Genomic DNA, 25,993 nt, shown 5'->3' on the forward strand with positions numbered 1-25,993 from the left:
ATTGTTAGGGTATAGAAGTACAAAGGAAGCATTATGCAATTTAAACTTATTGCTACATATCAAAAAAAATACTTTAGTCTTAGATATGCTGCATTATTAATGCTAGCTATTTTTTCGTGTGTTGGTTATGCCGAAATAACTATACTTAACAGCATAGATCCTTGGCAGTTAAATATATTGGGTGATTATCGTGGAAATGTGACCGCCAATAGTAGTAGTGGAACATTGTCTATTTCTTCGAGTGGCGGTTGTCAGATAGATGACAAGATAGGATATTCTTTCGATAAGCCAGATGGTACTGAAGTAGAGTATCTGGGCTTTTATTCAAGTAAAGCTGCCCACAATATAGAGATTTTACAAAATGCTTTACATATAAATACAGATACAAGGTTTTTTGTGCTTTCCTCGTATAGAATAGATAGACCTGTTCTATCATTAGAAGCCGATATACTTGTATCAAGTAGCTCCTCTAATGAGGCTAGCAGTCCAACGCTATTTCTTTATTCTGGTCAATCTTCCTATGGTTTTCGCCATCGTTCATCTATTAACGGTCATTTTTGGCAGCTAGTAGAAATGGATAGCAGCGGAAATGAGGTGCTTTTATCAGAAGTGCCTTCTGATCAAACATTACCAAATATTGCAAGGAATGTGCAGCTAAGTTTGATAAACAATAGGATAACTCTGCTTGTAGATAGCCAGAACATCGGTTTATCTTACAGCCATACCAGCAGTTTTCCCGAATTCACGTCTTTTGGTATTTCACATACTAACCCTTCTTTAAGTGATACAACGTCCATAAATAATTTATACATTCATTCAGAAGTCAACTCCAGCTGCCCTGAATTAGATGATAGCGGAGAGAGAGAAGAGCGCTATGCCATCGTCTCGCTAAACCAAAAGCTACATGAGCAAGGCTCTGTTACGGTAAATATTGCTAACTTACATAATACTCAGCAGGCTCCTTGGATTTTAGCTATTCGACAAAATAATCATCGCTTGAGCGATGCTGTATTTTTTACTGTAGATAATGGTCACTATACTCTTTATGACCGCTCGTCTGGAATACAACAAGTTATAACACCTTCTACACCATTAGATGCTTCTAATTCCTGGTTAAGAATAGAAAGATCTGCAACAACATTTACCTATTCTGTTTCTGATACGGCAGATAGCTGGAGTCAATTGGCGAGTTATGAAAGTAATATAACTGATATTGCTTTCGTTTCTTTAGAGAGAAGGGTTGAAAACACTAGCCCTTCCTCAACGGAATTCTCAAACCCAGATGTTATTAATAAGGTTTCAGGTTCACTTACAAAAAATACAACCTTCTATAAGAATCAACGTTATAACATTGAAAATAACTTGATTGTTCCGCAAGGCATACGCCTTGTCATAGAAGAAGGTGCAGAATTATTTGTCGATAGAAATCGTAAATTACAAATTGAAGGTGAGTTATCTGTTCTGGGGGTTAATAATAACCCGGTAAAATTCCAACCTTTAGATGGACGAACAGTTCAAGGCGCATGGAATGGGATAGAAGTTATTAACAATGGCGTGGCTAACCTCGAATATGCAAATATCTCTTATGCCACTAACGGTATCTACTTTAATAACACGCAAGGCTCAGTGTTAAACAGTTACTTTAACGGTAGTGCTACAGCTATTGCGGTACAAGGAGCTTCTAGCCCCAGTATTGAACACAATCATATAACACAAAACATTACAGGAATATCTATTCGAGGGCAGGCAAACTCTGAAGGTATGCCTGAACCTTATATTTCAAGCAATATAATAACCTCGAATACTACCTACGGCATAAACATCAGTGGTGTCTATAATAGCGCTTTTGACCCAAACCCGGTGATTCGCCGCAATATAATTGAAAACAACAGCACTACCAATGGTCGCGCTTTAAGAGCGTATTATTTCGCAAATAGCCATGGGATAAAAATAGATGCACGGGAGAATTGGTGGGGCAGTGCTGAACCTTCTTTTATCGAAGATAAAATATATCATTACCAAGATAGTAAAAATTATTCACCATTTGTGGATTTCAGCGCTTACCTCACTAGCAGTGAGGGTGGGCCTGTTGCACGTCAACAGTTGTCAGGAGCTATCACTGCCAGTACGAGCTTATTGGCTGGTCAAAGTTATGAAGTCCTGACAGATCTTGTTATTGAAACAGGAAGTCAGCTAACAATACCTGAAGGTGTAACATTTAACTTTGTAGATAAAACCAAACTCGATATAAGAGGGGAGCTTAGATTACAGGGAAGCTCTGCATCACCTATTAGATTGACCAGTACCAGTTCAAATCCCAAGGCTAATAGCTGGGACGGTGTCAATGTTGGCGAGGGTGCAAATATTGTATTTGAGCACGTGTTATTGGAGTACAGCAAAGGCCTACATTTTTTAAATGCATCAGGCGATGTAAGAAACTCTGAGTTCCGGCATAACTCCATTGGCATCACAATAGAGGGTAATTCAAATCCTACTATTGGTGCTGGAAATATGATTCGGGATAACACTTCCCACGGTATTGTCATTCGTGGAAAAAATAACTCGGGTGGTAAAACAGCACCTGTTATTGAAAATAGTACCATCATAAATAATGCAATTTATGGCATCTACGTTGCTGGTGTATTCAACACTCAAGTTGACCCAGCGCCAACTATTACAAATAATGGTATCTATAATAATGGGCGTTACAATATCTATTCTTATGCATTCGAAGACCCCGAAAATGTTATCATTAGTGTCAAAAACAACTGGTGGGGAACTTCAGATTTAAAGCGAATTACAGATAGCATTTATGATTACGCTGAATCTTTTAATTATTCGCCATTTGTGGACTTTAGTAATTTTCTACTATCAGAAAATGGCGAAGCAGAACCGTCTATCGGTTTGTTAGGAACCTTAAGTGATACAAGAACTTTAGACTCCTCTACTCCATACTTACTACTAAATAAATTAATTATTGAGCCTAGTGCTCATGTTACTATCGCGCCTGGCTCTATTATTAAAGGGGTTGACAAAAGTAGTATCGTTGTAAAAGGTCAGCTAGAGGTAAATGGCCTGCTGACCGCCAAGGTCTTACTTAGTAGTGCATTAGCGTCACCAAAAAAATCCAGTTGGGATGGAATTCAAGTAATCGACAGTGGTTACGCCTCTATTAATTACTCAACAATTGAATATGCTAAGAATGGTGTCTATTTTTATAGCGGCAATGGCCGCTTGGCAAATTCGGAAATTAAAAACAATACTAATGGTGTTCATATACATGGCAACTCTAGCCCTTTTATCGGGGAAGGCAATGTTATTTCAGAAAATAACAATGGCATAAGAGTATATGGACACAACAGTGCTTCTGACTCGCCAAAGCCACAAATTTTAAACAATACCATTGTGAATAACTCTTACTATGGTGTTGAGTTGCGAGGCGTGAACAATGTTGCGAAAGATCCTAAGCCAATTATTAATAACAATCGAATCCATTCCAACAATAGATATAATCTCTACGCGTATTACTTCGCCGAAAACGACAAAACGATCGTTAACGCTACCAACAATTGGTGGGGAGCAGCGAATCCTAAGGACTTTTACGCTAAAATATATGACTATGTTAATTCTTCTACCTATGCACCATTTGTTGATTTTGGCCAGTATTTAGACGCTGAAAATGGGACACCCAATACTGCAGTGTCTCTTTTAGGTTCCTACTCCGGCAACCATGTATTAAGTAACGAGAGCTATTTACTTCTGAGTGATTTAATTATTGAAAGCGGAGCAAATGTAAGCGTTGCGTCAGGTGTAAAAATCTCAGCAATTAATGACGCTGAAATTATAGTGAAAGGTAACTTCAATCTTGTAGGCCAACAAAACAGTAAAACTGTACTTACTTCGGCTAATGATTTACCTTCAACAGCTAGCTGGGAAGGCATATACATAACACAGGGTGGGCGAGTTAATATCGATCATGCCTCCATTTTTTATGCAAAAGAAGGTGTCTACTTTGATAATGCTTCGGGTAATATAAGTAATTCAGAGATACGCTATAATACCAAAGGCATTTCTATTGTTGGTGATTCTTCGCCAATGATAACTGATCACAATATTATTGCGAATAACTTAACCGGCATTGAGATAAAAAGCGCTAATAACGCCACTAGCGCTCCGTCGCCACTTATCAACAGCAACATCATTACACAGAATACAAGCTATGGTATTTATGCCTATGGTAGTAGAAATGCTAGTTTAGATCCTCGACCAGTAGTGACTGGTAATAGTATATTAGATAATAATCGCCACAATTATTATGCTTACTACTTTACTGATGCTACCACTACTATATTAGATGCTACCAACAATTGGTGGGGCAGTAGTGATCTCGTGGAGATTGGCAATAAGATATTTGATAATTCGGATCAGCCAAGTTATGCACCCATCGTTAATATCACCAACTATTTAGCGCAAGACCCGCAGAGTACAAGTCAAGATAATAATATTCAAGTCTTATCCTCAGCGGTGACTAGCGATACTGTGCTAGATGCTGGAGACTATTATCTTAGAAGTGATATGACAGTAACTCAGGGAAGTGTATTAACCCTAAATGCGGGTGTTAATATTCTTGTAGAAGGTGATTATGCCATCGTGGTTGACGGTATTCTTAGAGCGCAAGGCTCAATCGATTCTCAAGTAAAATTTTCCAGTAATAGTGCGTTGCCTTCAAAACAAGATTGGAAGGGTATCCAAGTAAGGTCTACAGGATCACTAGAGTTAAGTTTTTCTAGTGTTCAGCACGCTTTTAAAGGTATTGAATTCATAGGTGCCAGCGGTGTAATTTCCAATTCAATTATTAAAGATAACACCACGGGTATTTACCTAAACGGCAATTCAGAACCTACCATTGGCGCTAACAATGAAATTACAAACAACATTGATGGTGTCACTATTATTGCCAATAATGCGAGTGCTTCAAACCCTATTGCCATTATTGAACACAATAAAATCCACGCTAATACCAGAGACGGAATTAAATTACAGGGTATAAATCAACAGCTAAAAGACCCCTTACCCATTATTAGAGGTAACCAGATAGTTAACAATGGCGACTATAATATTAGTGCTTTAAACTATGGCCAGTCACAAGCTGTTCTTATCAATGCCCGTGAAAACTGGTGGGGGTCAACCGATCTCACTGCCATTACTAATGGGCTTTATGATTACAATGATAATCGTAGTTCGCCATTTATAGACTTTAGACAAGCCTTAATTAGCCAGTCTGGTGAGCCTGGTGATACGAATATCTTGTTGGGGAATATCGACTCGGATTTGTCTATTGATCTAACCACGCCCTATCATATCTCAGGAGAGCTTGTTGTATCGACAAATGCAACATTTACAATTGGTGCCGGTGCTGTATTGAATATGCAAGCCGGATCGAGCATTCGAGTCGAGGGGCATCTGAATACCCAGGGAACTTCTGGAGCGCCGGTAACATTCACTAGTAGTGAGGCCAACCCTACAAGTGGTAATTGGAAAGGTATTATTATTACTTCCGGCGCCGCAGTGACAATACATAATGCCATCGTTGAATATGCACAAAAAGGTTTACATCTTGTCAACAGTGAAGGTCGTATTTCTGAGAGCACCTTTCGCTATAACAAAGTTGGCATAAGCATAGAAGGTGGTAATTCCCCTATCATTGAATCTGGTAATGTCATTAGTGAAAATAATGATGGCATAGAGATTAACGGTAGAAATTCCTATCCCTTACGGCTCACCCCAATTATAAGAAATAACACCATTTCTCAAAATAATGCGATCGGCATAAGAATTAACGGCTTGAGCAATCGACAGTTCGATCCACTACCTGTGGTCAATGGAAATATTATACGGAATAACGGAATTTATAATATTTCTGCAACCAGATATGCCGATGCTGCAGACGTTGTATTAGATGTACGAGAAAATAATTGGGGTATAAGTGATGTTACGTTAATCAATGAGACTATCGAAGATCATGTAGATAGCCCAATTGCCCCCTTTATTGACTGGAGTTACCAAGAACTTGGGCCAACAATTGTAGGAAAAATAAAGCAAAATACATTATTGCAAGAAAATACTTCGTATTTTGCCTTGAGTGATATTTTAGTACCCGAAAACATTGAGTTGTCCATGCAAGCTGGTGCTCAGTTAAAAATGTTAGGGGACTTCAGTCTGGAAGTAAGCGGCAGCCTACTTATTGGTGGCGAACAACAAAGTCCTTCCATTATTTCTTACCACAGCGATTTTCCAGCCAAAGATAAGTGGCAAGGTATTATTATTAAACCTTCTGCTAGTGCTAACATTAATTACGCTCATATTGAATCAGCATTTATTGCTATACAGCTGGACGGTTCTGAAGGACTGATTCAGAACTCCATTATTTCCCATAGTAATACCGGTGTTCAAACCAACAACCTAGCCACTCTTGAATTACTAAATAGCGAGATAAAACAAAACTCTACAGGAATTTATATGTCTTCGTTGGGGATTCAAACATCCTCCGTTGAAGGTGTAATAGTAGGCAACGATATTTTTGCAAATACTATTTATGGTATCCACTTACGAGGCTCTTCCAACGACAGTGTAGATCCTCGCCCCGTTATTAATAACAATAATATTTATAATAATGGTGGCTACAACCTTTACTCATTTGGTTATAGTTCGGATAACAATATCACTATTAATGCTGCAAACAACTGGTGGGGCAGTAGAGATATCGATATTATTTCAACAACGATCTACGATCGCAGGGATTTAGCAAGTGCGCCCTTGGCTAATTTTTCTAATTTCTTATCCTCTATAGATGGGCCGCCAGTAACAGGCACCATGATTGCGGGTGATATTACCAATGCTACAACTCTTATCCCTGGGGAAACCTACAGTGTTGTCTCGAATCTGAATGTTGTTGAAGGTGCCTCCCTTACAATACCTGCTGGTACAACCGTTAATTTTGCCGAAGGTACAGCTATAAAGGTTAATGGCCAGCTCGCAATTGAAGGAACCCAAGAAGCTCCTGCTGTGTTTAAGGGGTTGGGGGCTAACTCTACCAATAACCTTTGGGATGGAATATTTGTTGAAAATGGCGATATTAATTTCTCTTATTTATTGATCAATAATGCCGCTATTGCTTTAAATATTTTTAATTCTAGTGGCAGCATTACTCACTCAACATTTGAACAAAATCAAATAGCTATTCGGATGGAAAATACTAACAATGAGAGTATTGAAGTTCGCCAGTCAAAAATAATTAATAATACTAATATAGGTTTTGAGTTATTGGCGGGTAGGCCTTTTGTTAGAAATAATCAGATACATACAAATAGTACTAATGTTGAAGTGAAAGCAAATGCCGCTTCTGAGCCAAACCTTGTCGACTTTAGACAAAATTGGTGGGGTACGGATGATATTCTATCGATTACCCAATCCATTAAGGATGCCAGTGATAGTTACTCGATAAACCTTTATATTGATTACAATGAGTTCCAATTATCCGAAGCTGGTGAATACTTTGATCAACTCGTACTGCTAGGCCCTCTGGAAAACAACTTCCAGTTTGCAGCTAACACTCATTATATTGTTGGCGGTAGGCTGCTATTAAAAGATGCGACAAATACCCATATCCCTCAAGGTGTTTCATTTGACATTGCTGGGCCTTTCAGTATTGAGCTAAACAAAAATTCCCAATTGAACATTACCGGCAATGCCGATAACTTGGTTACTTTTTCAAGTACACATGCAGCCGTATCGGATGATGCTTGGAAAGGCATTATCATTAGAGATAATGCCGAGATAAATTGGCAGTATACCCGTATTTCTAATGCGAAAGTCGGTGCATTATTAGGCTCTGAAACCACAGGAAATATTAGTCAAAGTAGCTTTATTGGTAATACTTTGGGGCTTGCATTTACCAGTAAAAGCGCTGTTGAAATGGACAACAGTGTTATCTCTACCAACGATATTGGCCTCTCTATAGGTTCACATAGCCGACCAAAAATTCGTGATAGCCGAATAGTATCGAATCATAAATATGGTATAGAAATAAATAATAAGGCGTATTACAGCGAGCTTACAGGCACTAACATACCTACTACTGGCGTTGCTCAAACTTCCTCTTCAGGCGGTTCTTCCAGCTCCGGTGCTAGTCGAGGGGCTGTTGCCTCTGCGCCGCCACCGCCTCCTGAAGGGCCACCTCCATTTGTTTCGAACTCACAAATTTTTGATAACAAAGAATTTAATGTTTTTGTCACCAAAGGAAGTCATGAATATGGCGTCTTCGACTTTACCGCTAATTATTGGGGGACAACAGATATCTATGCCATTGCAAACTCAATTTCTGATAAAACAGATGAAGCTGATATATATGGTCTGAATGGCATTATTTTTGGTAGTGATTATGAGCCGGTCACTTCTCTGGTTGACTATCGTGATTTTACACACTTGAATCAAGAACCTGCGATGCCTGAAAATGTTTTATTTAAAGACCTTGATGGCAACACGGTACTACAAGAAGGAATAGAATACTGGTTGCTTTCAGATCTTAGGTTAACCAGTGATACCCATTTGACGATACCCGCTAATGTCAAAATTAGAGCAGTAAAAAATGCGGATATTTTTTCAACTGGTAGTAACCTTACTTTTAATGGAACATCTACTTCACCCATCGTATTTACCTCGGCAAAGACAAATGATCAGTTGGCTGAGGACTGGCAAGGTATTGTAGTAAAAGGTGGAAGCCATACTTTCAATCATGTTGCTGTCGAATTTGCGACAACAGGTCTTGTTCTCGATACTACCAGAGATCAAGCGAATATCAGTAATAGCCGCTTTAGCAATAATAAAAACGGTTTAAAATTATTGGGGCATAACCGTTCACAGATTGATTCTTCGATATTTAACTATAACGATATAGGCATTGTCGGTTACGGGTTTTATCAGTGCCGACCAGAATCAACAGGAGGCGCCATTGCCGGAACCAGTGGCCTTGTGGATGGTGTGCATTCACAGATCACAAATTCAATTATTGCCAATAACAAGACCAATGGCATCGTATTGGATGGCAATAAGAATTATCAAGGATGTACAGCTATTGAAATTAGTCTTGAACCTAATTTGACTACACTTAACAATAAATACTTTGATAATGGGGATTATCATGTTTACTTACGTGACTATAAAGGAGCGGTTAACGCGAGTAATACCCTTGATTTTACCCAATCCTGGTGGGGCACGAATGATCCTTATGAAATAACGGATTTAATCTATGATGGCTCTGATCATGATGATGCTCCCTATATTAATTTTGCCCAGTACTTAACAAGTCTTAATGGTTCACCTAATACTGATCCTGCTATTGTCGGTATTTTAAATAGTCATACCGATTTATTGGCCGATGAGCATTACCTAATGCTAGGGAAAGTTAAAGTAGAGGAAGGGGTCAACTTGAATATTCAGCCGGGTGCCTTAGTACAGATGATAGGTCAAGCTGAGCTTACCATCGCAGGCTCTTTAAATGTATCTGGAACTACGCATAATCCTGCCGTGTTTACAAGCCTACAAAATAATGCAAGCTTTGGTGATTGGAAAGGCATCCATATTTTGCCCGGTGGTACGGCAAATATTGATCATGCTTTAGTGGAATATGCAAATTCTGGTATATGGTTTGAAGATAGTAATGGCTCTATCTCCAATAGCGACATTGAGAATAATAATACAGGTGTGTTGGTCAGTGGTGAATCTCTTGTAACAATTGCTAGCCATAATAATATTACAAAAAATAAAGTAGGAATAAAGTTTAATAAGGCCAAAGAAGTGAATTCTATGGCTTCGGTGATTCGCGATAATACAATTGCTTATAATCTTCAGCAAGGCATCGAATTGAAGGGAGACAACACAAGTGTGTTCACGGATCAGCAACTCCCTGTTATCACTCACAACCACATTAATGATAATCAATATTATAATATTCATGTATCCACCTACCCAGCCGATAGTGGCAGGCTTGTTATCGATGCAAAGGAAAATTGGTGGGGTACCCGTGATATTACAGAAATTAATAAGACCTTATACGATGGCAGTGATATAAACACCCATCGTACACCTTTTGTGGATTATAGTAGCTTTTGGACAATACCCACTGGCACACCTCATAGCGAACCTTATTTATTAGGGGTGTTTACTGAAGATACAGTGCTAGCTGCTAATGCTCAATACAATATCTTGGGTAGCCTAAGAGTCCCTGAGGGTATTAGCTTGACTATCGAAGCTGGTGTGAAATTTAATTTCGTTGGCTCATTTGATTTTAGTGTATCTGGTAACCTTAATATTTCTGGATCGGAGCAAAATAATGCTGTATTTGCTTCTTCATTTATTACCCCTAAGTTAGATGAATGGAAGGGTATAAGTCTTGACGAGGGTGCACATTACACTATTAGCCATCTCACCATTCGAGATGCTAAGAGTGCACTACTACTTAATGATGCGAGCGGTTCTGTGCGTCAAACGTATTTTTCAAATAATACCGACGCCATCTCGATAGAATATAACTCGCAATCCAATATTATTGAGAATAATACATTTTATAAAAACACTAGTGGGATTAGGTTTAAAAACCAAGTGAAAAGACTGGGTGAGGAAGCATTAGTAGTACCCAGCATTAGGTTTAATACGTTTATTGATAATACTTTTTATAATGTCTTATCAATTCCAGGTACTATCTGGGACGATACCATCATAAACCTTCAGCAAAACTGGTGGGGATCGACCACCCTTGCCGAAGTTGCCACCACTATATATGACCACGCTCAAAGTAACGGCGCATTTATTGACTACAGTCAGTATTTGTTAAGCCCAGAAAGTAGTGAAACTGGTAATGATTCGGTTATTACTGGTAAGTTGACACAAAATACGGTGATTACCACCGGCTCTGATTTATTTGTTATGGGGGGAATTATTGTTCCTGAAGGGATAACACTAACCATAGAACCAGGAGTTCGTTTGCGTTTTCCTGATGATACTGGTATCAAAGTTGAAGGCCAACTTATATTAAATGGTGTTGAGAATAATAGAATCACACTAACTTCTGCATGGCCAGATACAATTCCAGGTGCTTGGAAAGGGATTAGCCTTGGTGAAAATGCAAGGCTAAATGGTGAGCATACGGCAATAAACTATGCATCTAGGGCGATATATTCCAACAATTTATCTGATGGCAGCGTAAGTATATCTCATTTCTCATTTTACAATTTTTCAACAGCGGGTATTGATGTATCCAATGGTGATAGCGTTTCCATAAGTGACGCCATATTTATTAACGAGCCTTATGAAGGCACTGCGATTAAGCTTCATCATGTGGACAATGTTTCCATTGAAGGTAATATTATCCGAGGAATGGATCGAGGTATTCTACTATCCGGCCCAGGTGATATTACCATTAATAATAATGTAATTTCTGGCAATAGGTTTGGTGTCTATTTGCAAGGCGTTATCAATAATCAGGCGCAAACGCCATTCCCTTCTTTTGATGGCAATGATATTGTTGATAACCTGACGGCAGGTATCTATTTAAATAGTTATGGTGAAGACTTCACTAGGCAAATCAATATTACCAATAATTGGTGGGGGCCATCTGATAGCACTCAGAATAATATTGTTCACAATGCTTCTGATAACACTGTAAGAATTAATAGTAATCGCACGCAACCAAACACGGTAGCGGTAAATGGTAATATAGAAGTTAGCAATCGATATTTTTCCCCTGCTGGAAATAGTGCAGTCACTACTAGCGCCATAAACGGAACCTTAAACCAAGATAGTCATTGGCAGGTACGTATTATTTCTCCTACTGGTGAGCAAATAAAACTATTCTCTGGTACATCAGCCAGTTTTAATACCAGCTGGGATGGGCGTGATGATAACGCTAATGTTGTCAGCGATGGCAAATATACCTTAGCGCTATATTTACAGGAGAGTTCGGGCGCTTATCGTTTAACCCATATCGACGAGGTATTTGTCGATAGTACCCTGCCAACGGCGCAAATTGTAAGCCCACATAATCAAACAGTTCATTCATTGATTCAAATATTGGGAACTGCAACAGACGAACTTATCAATAGCTACTCTATCAGTTATCGTCCTATGAATTCTCCTGACTGGGTACCTTTAAAAAGTGGTAATAGCACGGTAATTAACAATTTATTGCACCAATGGACATTGCACTCTGTAAGTGGCGAGGTAGTAGCACCACCTACGGGTAATTATCAGTTGCTGCTCAACGTGCAAGATTTAGCAGGCAATAGTCAGCAGTCTATCAGTAGCTTTACAATAAACGCTTTGTCTCTTAGTAATGTGAGCGTATCTTCACCACAGGTTAATGCTCGAAAAAATGAGCAAGTGGATATTTCTTACGATATTAATACACCTGCAAGGGTGACTCTAAATATACATGCTGAGAATACGGGCTTATTAGTGTATTCAAGTGAGAGAAATATAGAAAATTCTGGGCGCTATAGTTTTTCATGGAATGGCCGCGATCAGCTAAATGCTCTTGTTGAGGATGAAGCCTATATCTATACCCTCACTGCTACCAATGAATTTGAAACAGTGAAGTACGCTCCTAAATATACCCCTCGGGTTATTTACCCGAGGGCGCTTAATACCACTAATATCAATTCATTAACCAATACTTTTGCCCAGTATGAAATTGAGATTACAGCTAATGCTCGTATAGGGCTAAATGTGAGAGATATGAAAGGCCACAGCCATGAAGTGATCAATAGTGTTGCCTATCCTGCCGGGCGTCATATTATTCATTGGGATGGCCGAGATAATCATGGTGAGATTCTATATGGCGGCTTAACTACCTTATTGAGAGATGCTATTAGTCTGCCTGTTAATTCGATTATTGTTACCGGCAGTAAGCCTATTATTCGCGGCAGTGCCTCAGCACCGAGTATTGAGGTTAAATCTAATCCATATATTGTGGTGCACAGTTACGATCAATTTACCAATATGGTATACACCTTAGATCATGATTCTTCAGTTACCTTTAAGCTGTTGCCTCCAGGTGTCACTAATCCAAATCATCCTAAGGCAATTACTGTGTTTGCAAACCAAAATCAACAAGCATTCGATGCAGAGGGTCAGGTGATAGACCATAATGTTGAATGGAAAGGTTTTGATGATGGAGACAAAAACCGTATTTTGGTGAGTGAAGAGGGCGTATATAGTTTTTGGATTGAAGCGGTCTCCAATGACACTAACAATTCAAGTAGCCTTTATGGTGTTTTACAACTTTATCAGTAAGCGAATATGTTTTTGATAACTAATAAAAAGCCGCTAAGAACCTTTCCTCATATATTGAGGAAAGCTTTCTTATTACTACTGTTGTTGCTTGGCGTTGAGAGCGTAGCTTACGACGTTGCCTTTCTATCACCCGGAGAGAATGCGTACTGGCAAGTGTGGTTGCTGAATACCTCTAATGGAAAAACTAAACAAATATCCCATAGCGCCTATGATAAAAATCGTATTAGTTGGCATTCTAAGGGGAAAAAATTATTAGTGAATGGCCAACAAGGAGAGCTAGTATGGTTAGATGTGCGCACCACGCGAGAACAAGCTATAAAGACGCCTCTACAAGGCTTTAGTGATGCTCACTTGTCACCAGACAACCAGCATATTGCATTTTCCTTGAGTACTTCTGAAAGTAAAAATGACAATAATATCTGGTTATATCATTTAACGAATAAAAAACTTAAAAAGCTAACCAATTTACCTGAGCTACAACACCAACCGGTTTGGGGGAAGAATAAAATTTATTTCTTATCGGGCAGCGGTGGGGACACCCATGATATTTGGTCTGTGGATACCAAGACAGATAATGCCCAGCAATTAACACAAAATACCCTTTATCATTTTGATATTGCCGTATCTCCAACAGGCAAGCTCGCCTTCACCAGCAACCTACATGGACAATATGATATATGGCAAGCGGATGCAAATGTACAGCATCGGCAACGTCTTACCGAAGATCTAACACCTGAATCCAGCCCTTCCTGGTCACCCGATGGACGCTATCTTGTCTACGACAGGATGGACAAGGGGGTAAGTAATTTATGGTTAATGGATCTTAAGTCCAAAAAGGTACGCCAGCTTACTCAACGTAAGTATGGTGCCATGCGTCCGGTATGGTTTCATGGAGTCAGCCGATAATGTCTCGCGCCGTAAAAACAATATTCTATCTCTGCCTATTCTGTGCGAGCTTCTGCATTGGCAAAAGTCATGGCACGTCCATTACTGGTTTTAAGCTGAGTACGAACCTTATTGATTTAGATAAGTTCAATGCATTAGTTGTTAGCTATAAAGTTGAGGGTGCTTCTAGTTCCCGTATTAAAATATACGATGCACGAGACATCCTTATTAAGGAAATTAAAGTAAACAACAATAGTAATGGAATTGTGAAAGCCAAGTGGGACGCTAGCGATATGCAAGGTGTGCCAGTGCCGCCGGAAGAATACCGCATTATTATCGAGGCCGAGGATGGCACCGGCAACATTACTAAACACGATCTAACAGATTTAACCAATAACAAAACCTTAGACTTTATTAATTTTCGTTGGGATAAAGAAAAAAAGCAGTTTCATTACACCCTTAAAGAACACGGACGCATTGTCTTGCGCGCGGGTATTGATAACGGCGGCCCCCTACTTAATACCATCGCCAATTGGGAATTAAAGCAGGCTGGCTCCCATATTGATGACTGGAACGGTTTAGATCAATCCGGTGTATTAGATATTAGCCAACACCCCAAACTTTTGCTCGCCAAAGATGGCTATGCTCTGGCAGATAATTCTGTAATGGTAGTTTCCAGCAAGAAAGAACAGGGATTTATTGCTTCGATTCCGTGGGGAATATCTCGTCGGGATAGGGCAGTGAAGCAAACGGCCATGTATCGGCCTATGCAGCAGCCTGCGGATAAACGAGGGGATTTTCCTCTGTCTTTAGCCTTAGCTAAGACATATTCCCAACACCATAATAATTTACCCGTGGTATCAGGTATCGTGCCTATTCGTTTGGATGTTGATCGAGACATTATTTCTAAGCTTGCGTCCCAGCGTTTTGAACCAGTATTTTACGAGAATGGCCGTTTTATTTTTGAAAATGAAGTAGGCTTTTTCCCGACAACTTTCCGTTGGGATACCCGGCATTTAAATAAAGGTGAACATTATATTACGGCAAATTTAAGAGGCGATAGAAGCAACTTTGGTATGGCCACAATAAAAGTGTATGTCGACAATAATTTACCTTGATAACTATTTACCTAGATGACCATTTACTTAGGTAGCGGATAAGAAGTATTTAAGGAATTTAAATATGAAGTTAATAATAAGCAGTATTGTTTTTTGTGTCGTGTTTTTTTTCAGCACAATAAATGTTGCCGCTCAAAACGTAGAGCGTTTGATCGAGCTAGGTAAAAGGTCTGAAAATGCAGGCAATTTTAAACGGGCCAGAATCCACTATCAAAAAGCCATATTAAAAGAGGCTTCCAGTGTCGAAGCCCATGTCCAATTGGCACAATTAGAGCTGCTTACTGGGCGTTATCAGCGTGCTTTTTCTCTATCGCAAGATATCCTGGAGTTAGATGCCAGTAACTGGCAAGCACTTAAACTTTCGGGTGATTTCTACCTGCATCAGAAAGATTATATGAGTGCGATGGATTATTTTCAGCGGCTGATGCAAGAACACCCTGACATGCCTTATGGCTATCTTGGAAAGTCTCATGTTTTATCGGCTTTAGGCCAAGAAGATGCCGCTGAAGAGTTACGCGCACAAGTCAAAAAACTCACGTCTGAATAAAGCGAATTGTAAAACTGAATATGCAAAACCCTGTAGCAATTAAAAACCTGAAAAGGAATAGGAAAAGGAAAGTAGTTATGCCGACAAATAGCACTCTACCTGTCGACAATAAAATCATAGGAAAATCCATAGGCCGACGCTTCGGTGTCAGCTGGCTTTTTATGACCATTAATTTATTGCTCTCAACATGGGTTTTGGCCGACGGTTTAGGGCAGACACAACAAAACCCGAACAACCCCAATGGCCCGCAAAATCCGGCCCAGTGTAATGCCAGTGGTAATGGTGGCGCCGGTGGCGGTGCTAGTGCTGGCCCCAGCGCTTGCTCGCAATGTAAAAAACCGGTCTCGGTAAATTTAGGCTATGAAATTTATCAAACCACAGATCTTGTATTAAACGGTGTTTATCCTATTACCATATCCCGACGCTACAACAGTATTGCCACCTACGATTCACCCTTAGGCTATGGTTGGGCCTTTGATCATAGCCGCCGTTTGTATGAATATCCTGATAACAGTATTGTGATTCGTTTTCGCTGTGGTGCACGAGATAAATTTGTCTACACTGGCGATGCTTATACCGCTTCTAATATCGGCATGCGAGGGCGCCTGCAAGAACAAAGCGACGGCAGCTATATTTATCAATATATTGATGGCACACGGGATTATTTTTCCAGCGAAGGCCTATTAACAGCCGCCGAAGATATTTATGGTCATCGCCTAGAGTATTTATATAGCAGTGACAAACAAGCCCTGGTGGGCACATCACCTTATGCTATTGACCCGAATAAACCCGCAGTTATTGCCCGCACTTTTCAATTGCAAAGAATTCAAGAACGCTTGGTGGATGGCAGCCTCACGGGTAATTTTGTCAACTTTAGCTATAGCCCCACCACAGGTCGCGTCACTCAATTAACCACCAGCGACGGCCGCACAATCCATTACGAACACGATGTGGTGGCCATCGAAAATGAGGAAGATTTAACTCTGGGTAATCTGGTACGCGTCCGAGGCTTAGAAAACCTTGTGCACACATATGCCTATAATGATCCCCTCGATCCTCATAATATTACCTCCTTCCAAGAAGGCGAGGGAACAGAGCCTTATATTAATGTTTATGACAGCGATGACCGCGTGATCAGCCAAACCCATGGCGATTCCTACACAGAATTTTCCTATGTGGTGGACTACCTTGAAACACATTTAATCGACAGAATTGGTTTTGACGAGCTAGGCGAAGCCGTTACTGCCACCACCAAGTTTCGTTTTACCGAAGCCGGCTACACTCACGAAATTGAAAATGCCTTAGGCGAGCTAATGCGTAATACTTTTGATTCCCGCAACCTTATCACCCGCGTGGAATACTTTTCTGTGGCCGATACCCAAGGGCGTCGCCAGTTAATAAAAGCACGTAACTATAGCTATAACATTGATCAGCGTTTGCAAAGTGAATCCACCGTTTTGAAAAATGGAGAAATTATTACTCGCCAATTAACTTACGACCATGGTTGGATTGCCAGTGAGTCTTTGGTGTCCAGCGCTGCGCCCACGCAAGTATTTCGCACAGAATATATTTTTAATTATACCGGCGGTATACCGCGCACCATTAAAGAAATTCGTCGCTACAGCACCGATAATGATGCCATCGTGACGCAGCTTAAATATAATGCGCGCAATCAGTTAACACAGGTCGTCTTTGCTAACAGCGAAGCCTACGAATATGTTTATGACCAAAACAGTCTCTATCCCACACAAACCTATTGGCGCGATAGCAGTGGTCAAATAGTCCCGACCCAAAGAGCACACTATACCTACGATGCCCAGGGCAATATTGCCAGTGTTAGAGATGCGCGCGGTCATACAACACAATTAACCTACGATAGCGCCGATCGCCTATTAAGCCTCACCAATCCTTTAAATGAAATTACTCGTTTAAGCTACGACAGCCAAAAACTGCTAGGCATAGAACACGGCCGCATTGAAACCACAGATGTGACCCATAGCGGCCGCCGTATACATCTTGCCTACGATAATAAAAATCGTGTTGAGCGCATTGAGCAAGAAGGCGATAACAACGCTCGCCTGCTTTTACAACAATATACCTACGGCCTGCGCAATGAAATTGTGCAATCAACGGCCACCTCCGGCGTGGTTAGCCAATATACGTATGATGCCCTCAACCGCCTTAGCACCATGACAGAAGCAGGAGTGCTGGTACAAAAGCTCAGCTATGACCAAGCCAGTCGTGTTGCCAGCCATGAAGACAGTTTAGGGCGTATTGTGCGCTACGAATATGATGCCCGCGATCGCATTATTGGCATTTATGACCAAGGCTTAAATCCTGCCAGCCATACACAAATTGCCTATAATGCCCTCGATCAAATTAGCGCCATTACAGACCCACTGGGCAACCGCACACAATACACCTACGACCGCCTGGGGCGTGCCAGCGGTGTTATACATCCCATGTTACAGCAGGAATCCTATCGTTATGACGATCGCGATCGCTTGGTAGAACATATTGGCTTTCGCGGCCAGCGCAGTTTATACCGCTACCATCCTTGGGGCGGCTTAGAGGAAGCGGATTTATTCGCCAGTTCAAGTGCCACCGCAGCCGAGCGTCAACAACACTGGCGCTATGATTTACAAGGCAATGTGACAGAACATATCGATACCGCCGTGGCGCCAACGGCCCTAGAATCCTATAGCTTTGATGCCCTAAATCGCTTAGCCAGCACCACCGCCCACTATATTCCCGGCGACGATAAAGTGGTGTCTATGACTTACGACCGTTTTGGCAATATTAGTGAAAAACGCCTTATCGATGCCAGCCGTCCTGACATTGTCCATAGCTTTGGCTACGACCAGTACAACCGACTCGATAACGCCACGCTTGCCGGGCGCAGCTTTCACATGGGTTACAACCCCAATAACCAAATGGATAACCTAAGTTACCCGTCCAATAGCCAATTGACCATGGCTTACAATCCCCGTGGCTTATTGGAACAATTGCGTGTGGATCAAGGCATTGCCAACAACCTGGTGGATCAAAAAACCTATACCTACGACAGCAATATCAATGTTAAAAACATCCAGCACAACACCGCCGCCCATAACGGCAACTACACCTACGTATACGACGCCTTAAACCGCCTGACCTCCGCCAGCTATCCTGCGGTTGGCAATTTGCCATCACAACAAAGCTTCGCTTACGATGCCGTAGGCAACCGAGAACAAGTAGGTAACCCCGACGCCAATCACTACAACGGCAACAACCAACTAAGCTCACTAAATAACAACGCCCAAAGTTTTACCTACGACGATGCCGGCAATCTAACCGCACGCACTTGGGCCAACGATGCCGCACAAAACCAAAGCTGGGTCTACGACCACTTTGATCGCCCCGTGCACATCACCAGTGCTAATCTAGATGCGCGCTACAGCTACACCTCCGACGGCCGCCGCCTCTCAAAAACCGTTAATGGCACCACCACCTATTACTTATGGGACGGCACACAACTTATCGCCGAATACCAAAACCTCGATAACCAATGGCAACAAACCCGCCGCTACGACTACCTACCCGACGCCACCACCCCACAACAAATGGTCGACACTACCGGCGTCTACACCATCATCAGCGACCACCTCGACACCCCAAGCCTGATGCTTAACGATCAAAACCAAGTCGTCTGGCGCCAATACGCCACCGCCTTCGGCGAAGCCTCCATCGATGACGACGTCGACGGCGATGGCACACACGTGACCATGAACTTCCGATTCCCCGGACAATACTTTGATCAAGAGACCGGGACCCATTACAATTACTTTAGGACGTATGACCCGAGGTTGGGGAGGTATTTGCAGAGTGATCCGCTGGGGCAAGTAGATGGGCCGAATACTTATCTTTATGCGCGCAATAATCCACTGGGGTATGCTGACCCTTATGGGCTGTTTTGCTTAGGGCCTGTAGCTATTGCAACGATATCTGGCGCAGTAGGTGGAGGGATTACAGGGCTTAGTGGAGGACTACTTGGTGCAGGGGCAGGTTTTGTTGTTGGTGGGGTTGCTGGTGGTGTAGGTGCATATATAAATTCAGGCGCGCCTTCAAGCGTGGCAACTGGTACTGTTGCTGGGGCTTTGGGTGCTGCTACTCCAAAGAGATATGGTGGTTCTGGAGCTGGCTTGCCAGGTATATTAGGTGGTGCTATCGGTGGTATGGTCGGGGCTGGCTTTGCATCTGGAAATGGCGTATCACCCAATGCTGCTGGTGGATTAATAGGCGGCTTTACAGGAGCTGCTTTTGCTAGAGTATTGGGTGCCGGTGGTAGTCAACGCTTTTTGTCTACATTAGGGAAGGCTAGTGTATTGGGTGCGCTAGGTGGTCTTGTTCAAGATGCTCTTCATTTCACATTAACTAATACATTGGGCTGTAATAATCATGGTTCATGTCAAAGACCTTCGTTACCTTAAGTGCTATGTTATTATTTAAATATTTAATGAAAAAAAAAACTATCGCTGTGCTCTGCTTGATCTTATCTGTTGGAAATGCTGTTTTATCTGCTATTTTGATGGATATGTTTTGGGGGACGGCGAGTGCGGCTCCAGAGTGGGTTAAATATTTTGTTATTATTTATATCGTAGTGCCAATGGCATATTCATATAAACTAATAATTGAAGGTTTTGGCAAAAAATAATTAACAAAATACTTTGGTAAATAAGTGGCTCGCTTTGCGAGCCACTTTTCGTTGTCCCTTAGTTTTTCTGGTGCCCTTTTGCCTGTTGCAATACGTTGGCTTGCTGCGCTGTCCAATGGTTGATATGCCGTATCTCTTCCATCGCCGCTTGGCTGGTCCCCTCCACCCATTCATGGAGCAAGTAGATGCCTAAATGCCATGGGTGGTGGGCATCGGGTAAGGGTGTTTCACTGTGCGCCATTACTGTTCGTGTGGCATCGTTTAAAAAATGGTAACAGGCCAAGACTTTGTGCATGTCTTGCTCAATCGTGGCGAGTTTAAGTTCTAATTTTGCTCAGCCTGGAACGCAATCCACAAGTGTGACAACTCAGCAATTTATTCAGGGTTTTACGGGTGCTGGATTATCGACAATGACTACTAATAACCTGAGATAAACTATATGTTTTGGAATGTTTTTTTTTCGATAATCCTTTTATGGTTAACGTATTTTATTTTAAGCTCTATTAAGAGTGGAAGAATAGAGTCATATTATGGTGAGGCTATGTCCCCTACTTTTGAAGATGAGCCAGTAGGTTTCGTAATAATGATTCTTGTGTACATGGCATTCTGGATTTGGATAGCTTACTTACTCTATAACAGGTGGCCGTTTTTTTAAATAAGTCTGTCAGTGTTAACGGCCATTTCTAGTTTGTTATTTGCAGAGTGATCCGATTGGGTTGTTAGGTGGAGTAAATACGTATGCTTATATTGGTGGTAATCCATTAAAACTTATTGATCCTTGCGGGTTGAAATTTTGTCTTCCTGGCTGGGCGATTGCTGGTATATCTGGTGCAATTGGTGGAGCTGTCTCGGGAGCTATAAATGGTCTTGCTCTAGCTACAGTTTCTGGTGCATTTGCACCAGGGGTTTTTGCAGCATCGGTATTAACTGGTATGGCTGTTGGTACAACTCTTTCTGTTGTTGGATATATTGGAGTGAGTACATTACCTGGTCCGGCTGGCCAAGCACTGGGAAGTGTTGGCCAAGCAGCAGTTGGTGCGGCTCATACAGGTATTGGGGGTTGGGTTGGGAATGGAGCAACAGCAGTAGTTTCTATGACAACCCAGTCTGCAATTACATCAAGTTCGTCAGGTAATCAATCTATATCTAATGCATCTAATGTATTTATAGGTGCTATTGGGGGATGGGTAACAGAGGCTAGTAATGTGGTTGCTGCTTCAATTACAAAACAGGCTATATCATCTTCTGCAAGAAGTTCTCTGATGTCTGGAGGACTATGGGGCGGTTTAACTGGCGGGATTGTCGGTGGATTTTCTGCTGGTATTTTGTCTGGCATACAATGTAACTCTCAACCGCAAAATTGCTCTGTACCATAATGCTTTTCTGCCACATTTTATTAATTCTGAGGTAGTTGTGACAAATAATAGTTCGATAATAAAAACTAAAATTGCGAGAAAGACAATTTTATCAAGTATAAAGATGATTCTTCTTTGTTTGGTTTATGCGATGTTGGCCGGTCCAATAGCTAATTATTCTGAACAAATCGGTGGTAATACCAAATTTTTTGCCGTTATTATATTAACTATTTTGTTTTTCAGCGGAATTATCTATGTCTGTGTTGATGTTTATAAGGAGTTAATTCTTATTGTTAATATTAAAAAAGAAGAATCAATAAAAGTTGAAAATGAAGAGCATTGAAAAGTAAGGTAAGAATTTGATAGGTAGCATTATTTTGTTTTCCAGAAAAATAGCAGAAAAATAGGGTCATCCATTAGGCTTTGAGTCAATAAAAACAAACAAAAAATTGAAAATAAACAAGACACCTATGATATAAAAACTATCAAGGTGTCTTATTCGTAATTCACGCTCTGACTTGATTAGTTTTGCAAAAACTAATTTATCAATAAATATCAGTGAATTTGCTAAATTCTAAGCACGGCAAATTCTCTCTATTCTTGCGAACGAGAGGAAGGGGTATTACTTTTAACGGTTTCAATAAACAAGATACCTATGATATAAAAACTATCAAGGTGTCTTATCCGTAATTCACGCTCTGACTTGATTAGTTTTGCAAAAACTGATTTATCAATAAATATCAGTGAATTTGCTAAATTCTAAGCACGGCAAACTCTCTCTATTCTGGCGAACGAGAGGAAGGAGTATGAACGATAGTGATGGCACACACGTGACCATGAACTTCCGATTCCCAGGACAATACTTTGATCAAGAGATCGGGACCCATTACAATTACTTTAGGACGTATGACCCGAGGTTGGGGAGGTATTTGCAGAGTGATCCGATTGGGTTGAATGGGGGGATTAATACGTATGGGTATGCGTATCAGAATCCGATTCGGTTTACTGATCCTATGGAGGAGGTTCCCCTCATTGCATTTTGGCTTCTCGATACAATTAGTGGTGCAATTAATGGTTATATGGGAGGCATGGCCCAGTGCCAAACAGGCCTGCAGTTAGCCGCATCAGTAATTGCCGGTGCAGCTATTGGAGGAATCATTGGAACATTAACGCCGTTTATTCCAGGTCAAAGCTTTTTAGGGCCAGCTCTTACAAATATGTTAACTGGAGGTATTGTGGGATTAGCTAGTAATATTGTAGGTCAATCATTGGCTATAAAATTAAGCCAAGGAAGAGCCAACAACTTCAGCCCAGCTTCTGCGATAACCTCCATGGTGGTTGGGGGAATTGCCCCCCTTGCATCAGGTAGAGTTGTTGCGAATAGCCGGTATCTAAGAAATGCATCTCCTCGTGCACAGCAAGCATTTGGTTTGGGCTCATCATCTGCAGCCTCAGGAGTAGCTGATCCGTTGAGAACTAAGGCTGCTCAAGGAACCATTGGATCTGGTGGTTGCGGATGCCCATGATATTTTATTTTAGTTTATTCGTAATATTCGTTGCGTTTTTTTTTATACGCTATTTTTCTTCCCGTATTCGTGAAAATATGCTTAGCCTAAAGCTTAGTAGTGGAATTTGGGGAAATATAAAGGTTGAGGAAATCGATGAGAATAATACTGGATTTGACCTATTCTTATCGAGTAACAAGAAATTTTTTATTAGTAATAAAATAATTGAGCTAGGTAGAATTTTTCATTTAGTAAGTAAGTTAAGCTCTGATTATGCTTATTTCTCCTTGATTGAGGATATAGGAACCGGGGGCAATGAGGTATCATTTTTGTTTAAAGAGTCTTTTAATATAAGTGATAGTTTGGTTGTCAGTTCATTACCTGATAGGTTTTCTAAAAGTCAAATGTTATCGGATCTTCCTAACGGTTACGGTGCGTATGTAGGCTGTGTTTCTGATCCTCGGTTGACATATAATCTATATTCTTTTATCGATAATATTAGGCCTAGATACTTTGAAATTCAGAAAGGAGATAGTCTTGTGGTTTTTTCTCTTAGTGAAACTGAAAAAGATAATACAGAATATATATTAGGGTTATACAAAACGACTCATGAATTTATTCATAAATTAACAAGATAATAATTTAGCTATTTTTAAAGAAAAAATAGGGTTAGGTCTTGTCTTTTTCCCTCTGAGTTTATGTTTATAAATTAAAGAATTTTAGGCTTTAATATTCTTTGGTTGAGTAGCTCGCATAGCGAGCTATTATTAATTTTCAAGCTGATTTTTTCGTTGATATTTTCCGTATTAAACTAAACATCTATCTTAAACACAAAGTTTTACCTACGACGATGCCGGTAATTTAACTGCGCGCACTTGGGCCAACGATGCCGCACATGTAAAAAATAGGGTCAGGCCTTGTCTTTTGCCCTCTGAGTTTATGTTTATAAATTAAAGAATTTTAGGCTTTAATATTCTTTGGTTAAATAGCTCGCATAGCGAGCTATTATTAGTTTTCAAGCTGATTTTTTCCGTATTAAACGAAATATCTATTTTAAATTCAATAGCTTTACCTACGACCACTTTGATCGCCCCGTGCACATCACCAGTGCTAATCTAGATGCGCGCTACAGCTACACCTCCGACGGCCGCCGCCTCTCAAAAACCGTTAATGGCACCACTACCTATTATTTATGGGACGGCACACAACTTATCGCCGAATACCAAAACCTCAACAACCAATGGCAACAAACCCGCCGCTACGACTACCTACCCGACGCCACCACCCCACAACAAATGGTCGACACCACCGGCGTCTACACCATTATTAGCGACCACCTCGACACCCCAAGCCTGATGCTTAACGATCAAAACCAAGTCGTCTGGCGCCAACACGCCACCGCCTTCGGCGAAGCCTCCATCGATGACGACGTCGACGGTGACGGCACACACGTGACCATGAACTTCCGATTCCCCGGACAATACTTTGATCAAGAGACCGGGACCCATTACAATTACTTTAGGACGTATGACCCGAGGTTGGGGAGGTATTTGCAGAGTGATCCGATTGGACTCCAAGGTGGCATAAATACTTATGCTTATGTTGGTGGAAATCCCCTTAAATATAGTGACCCTTATGGCTTGTGGGCACATATTGGTATTGGCGCAGGCGCAGGTGCGATTGTCAATGGTGGCGCTTATATTCTTACTACCAATAATTTCACGTGGTCAGGGCTTGGAAGGCAAGTCGTAATTGGGGCTGGAGTGGGAGCAGCTACTGCAGCGATACCTTGGGCAACTGGTGCTCATGTTTTAAATTTTGGTAGTAAAGCAGGAAATACACTTGCCGGTCTTGGTGGAGCCGCAGCGGCAGGTACAGTTGGAAGTGTGATAGATCAAACGCTTCAATGCCAACCTATTAATTACAATCAAGCATTAGTTGCTGGAGCTACAAATGCAGCGGGGTTTGGTATTGGAACAGCTCTAGCTGCACCAGCCAAAGGATTAGCAACTATTAAAACTCCGCCACAACCCGGCGTACTCTGGGTTTCGCCTTTTTCAGGAAAACAATTCAATTTATTTGCTCAGCCTGGAACGCAATCCACAAGTGTGACAACTCAGCAATTTATTTAGGATTTTACGGGTGCTGGATTATCGACAATGACTACTAATAACCTGAGATAAACTATATGTTTTGGAATGTTTTTTTTTCGATAATCCTTTTATGGTTAACGTATTTTATTTTAAGCTCTATTAAGAGTGGAAAAATAGAGTCATATTATGGTGAGGCTATGTCCCCTACTTTTGAAGATGAGCCAATAGGTTTCGTAATAATGATTCTTGTCTATGTGGCATTCTGGATTTGGATAGCTTACTTGCTTTATAACCGGTGGCCGTTTTTTTGAATAAGTCTGTCAATGTTAACGGCCATTTCTAGTTTGTTATTTGCAGAGTGATCCGATTGGGTTGTTAGGCGGAGTAAATACGTATGCTTATGTTGGTTAAATAAACAAGACACCCACGATATATAGTGCCAACAACCTG

General features: G+C 41.0%; 11 protein-coding genes and 1 pseudogene. 11 read left to right on the forward strand and 1 reads right to left on the reverse strand.

Annotated features, from left to right (window positions below; translation table 11 throughout):
* Window positions 1-33: 33 nt before the first annotated feature.
* From BVC89_RS08815 to BVC89_RS08840, 6 genes are all read left to right on the forward strand, one after another.
* Window positions 34-13,347: a right-handed parallel beta-helix repeat-containing protein gene (locus BVC89_RS08815; protein WP_086930838.1), complete on the forward strand. Its 13,314-nt coding sequence runs from the start codon at window positions 34-36 to the stop codon at window positions 13,345-13,347.
* 6 nt (window positions 13,348-13,353) lie between these two features.
* A complete protein-coding gene (locus BVC89_RS08820; protein WP_086930839.1) occupies window positions 13,354-14,253 on the forward strand; it encodes a TolB family protein in 900 nt (299 codons plus the stop codon).
* On the forward strand, window positions 14,253-15,350 hold the full coding sequence (locus BVC89_RS08825) for a FlgD immunoglobulin-like domain containing protein (RefSeq protein WP_158657854.1): 1,098 nt from the start codon (window positions 14,253-14,255) through the stop codon (window positions 15,348-15,350). Before BVC89_RS08820 ends, BVC89_RS08825 begins: the two co-directional genes overlap by 1 nt.
* A 64-nt stretch (window positions 15,351-15,414) precedes the next feature.
* A complete protein-coding gene (locus tag BVC89_RS08830) occupies window positions 15,415-15,897 on the forward strand; it encodes a tetratricopeptide repeat protein (protein ID WP_086930841.1) in 483 nt (160 codons plus the stop codon).
* Window positions 15,898-15,974: 77 nt separating this feature from the next.
* Window positions 15,975-20,366 (forward strand): RHS repeat-associated core domain-containing protein, encoded by a 4,392-nt coding sequence (locus BVC89_RS08835; RefSeq protein WP_158657855.1) that lies wholly within the window; start codon window positions 15,975-15,977, stop codon window positions 20,364-20,366.
* 5 nt (window positions 20,367-20,371) lie between these two features.
* A complete protein-coding gene (locus BVC89_RS08840; RefSeq protein WP_086930843.1) occupies window positions 20,372-20,590 on the forward strand; it encodes a hypothetical protein in 219 nt (72 codons plus the stop codon).
* A gap of 58 nt (window positions 20,591-20,648) precedes the next feature.
* On the opposite strand, the gene BVC89_RS08845 is transcribed toward BVC89_RS08840, so the two are convergent.
* The gene (locus tag BVC89_RS08845; RefSeq protein ID WP_086930844.1) at window positions 20,649-20,885 is read right to left on the reverse strand and encodes a hypothetical protein; all 237 of its coding nucleotides are present in this window, start codon (window positions 20,883-20,885) and stop codon (window positions 20,649-20,651) included.
* 397 nt (window positions 20,886-21,282) lie between these two features.
* On the opposite strand from BVC89_RS08845, the pseudogene BVC89_RS08850 reads away from it, so the two are divergent.
* The 5 genes and pseudogenes from BVC89_RS08850 to BVC89_RS08870 all read left to right on the forward strand — a co-directional run.
* Window positions 21,283-21,966: pseudogene (locus BVC89_RS08850) on the forward strand (RHS repeat-associated core domain-containing protein); the annotation flags it as partial.
* 37 nt (window positions 21,967-22,003) lie between these two features.
* Window positions 22,004-22,288: a hypothetical protein gene (locus tag BVC89_RS08855; protein WP_158657856.1), complete on the forward strand. Its 285-nt coding sequence runs from the start codon at window positions 22,004-22,006 to the stop codon at window positions 22,286-22,288.
* A 463-nt stretch (window positions 22,289-22,751) separates the two neighbouring features.
* Window positions 22,752-23,471: an RHS repeat-associated core domain-containing protein gene (locus tag BVC89_RS08860; RefSeq protein ID WP_086930847.1), complete on the forward strand. Its 720-nt coding sequence runs from the start codon at window positions 22,752-22,754 to the stop codon at window positions 23,469-23,471.
* On the forward strand, window positions 23,468-24,088 hold the full coding sequence (locus tag BVC89_RS08865) for a hypothetical protein (protein WP_086930848.1): 621 nt from the start codon (window positions 23,468-23,470) through the stop codon (window positions 24,086-24,088). The genes BVC89_RS08860 and BVC89_RS08865 overlap by 4 nt, the downstream gene beginning before the upstream one ends.
* Before the next feature lie 456 nt (window positions 24,089-24,544).
* A complete protein-coding gene (locus tag BVC89_RS08870) occupies window positions 24,545-25,582 on the forward strand; it encodes an RHS repeat-associated core domain-containing protein (protein ID WP_216825117.1) in 1,038 nt (345 codons plus the stop codon).
* The last annotated feature ends 411 nt before the right edge of the window (window positions 25,583-25,993 follow it).

Origin of the sequence: Agarilytica rhodophyticola (assembly GCF_002157225.2) — a bacterium.
Classification (GTDB): domain Bacteria; phylum Pseudomonadota; class Gammaproteobacteria; order Pseudomonadales; family Cellvibrionaceae; genus Agarilytica; species Agarilytica rhodophyticola.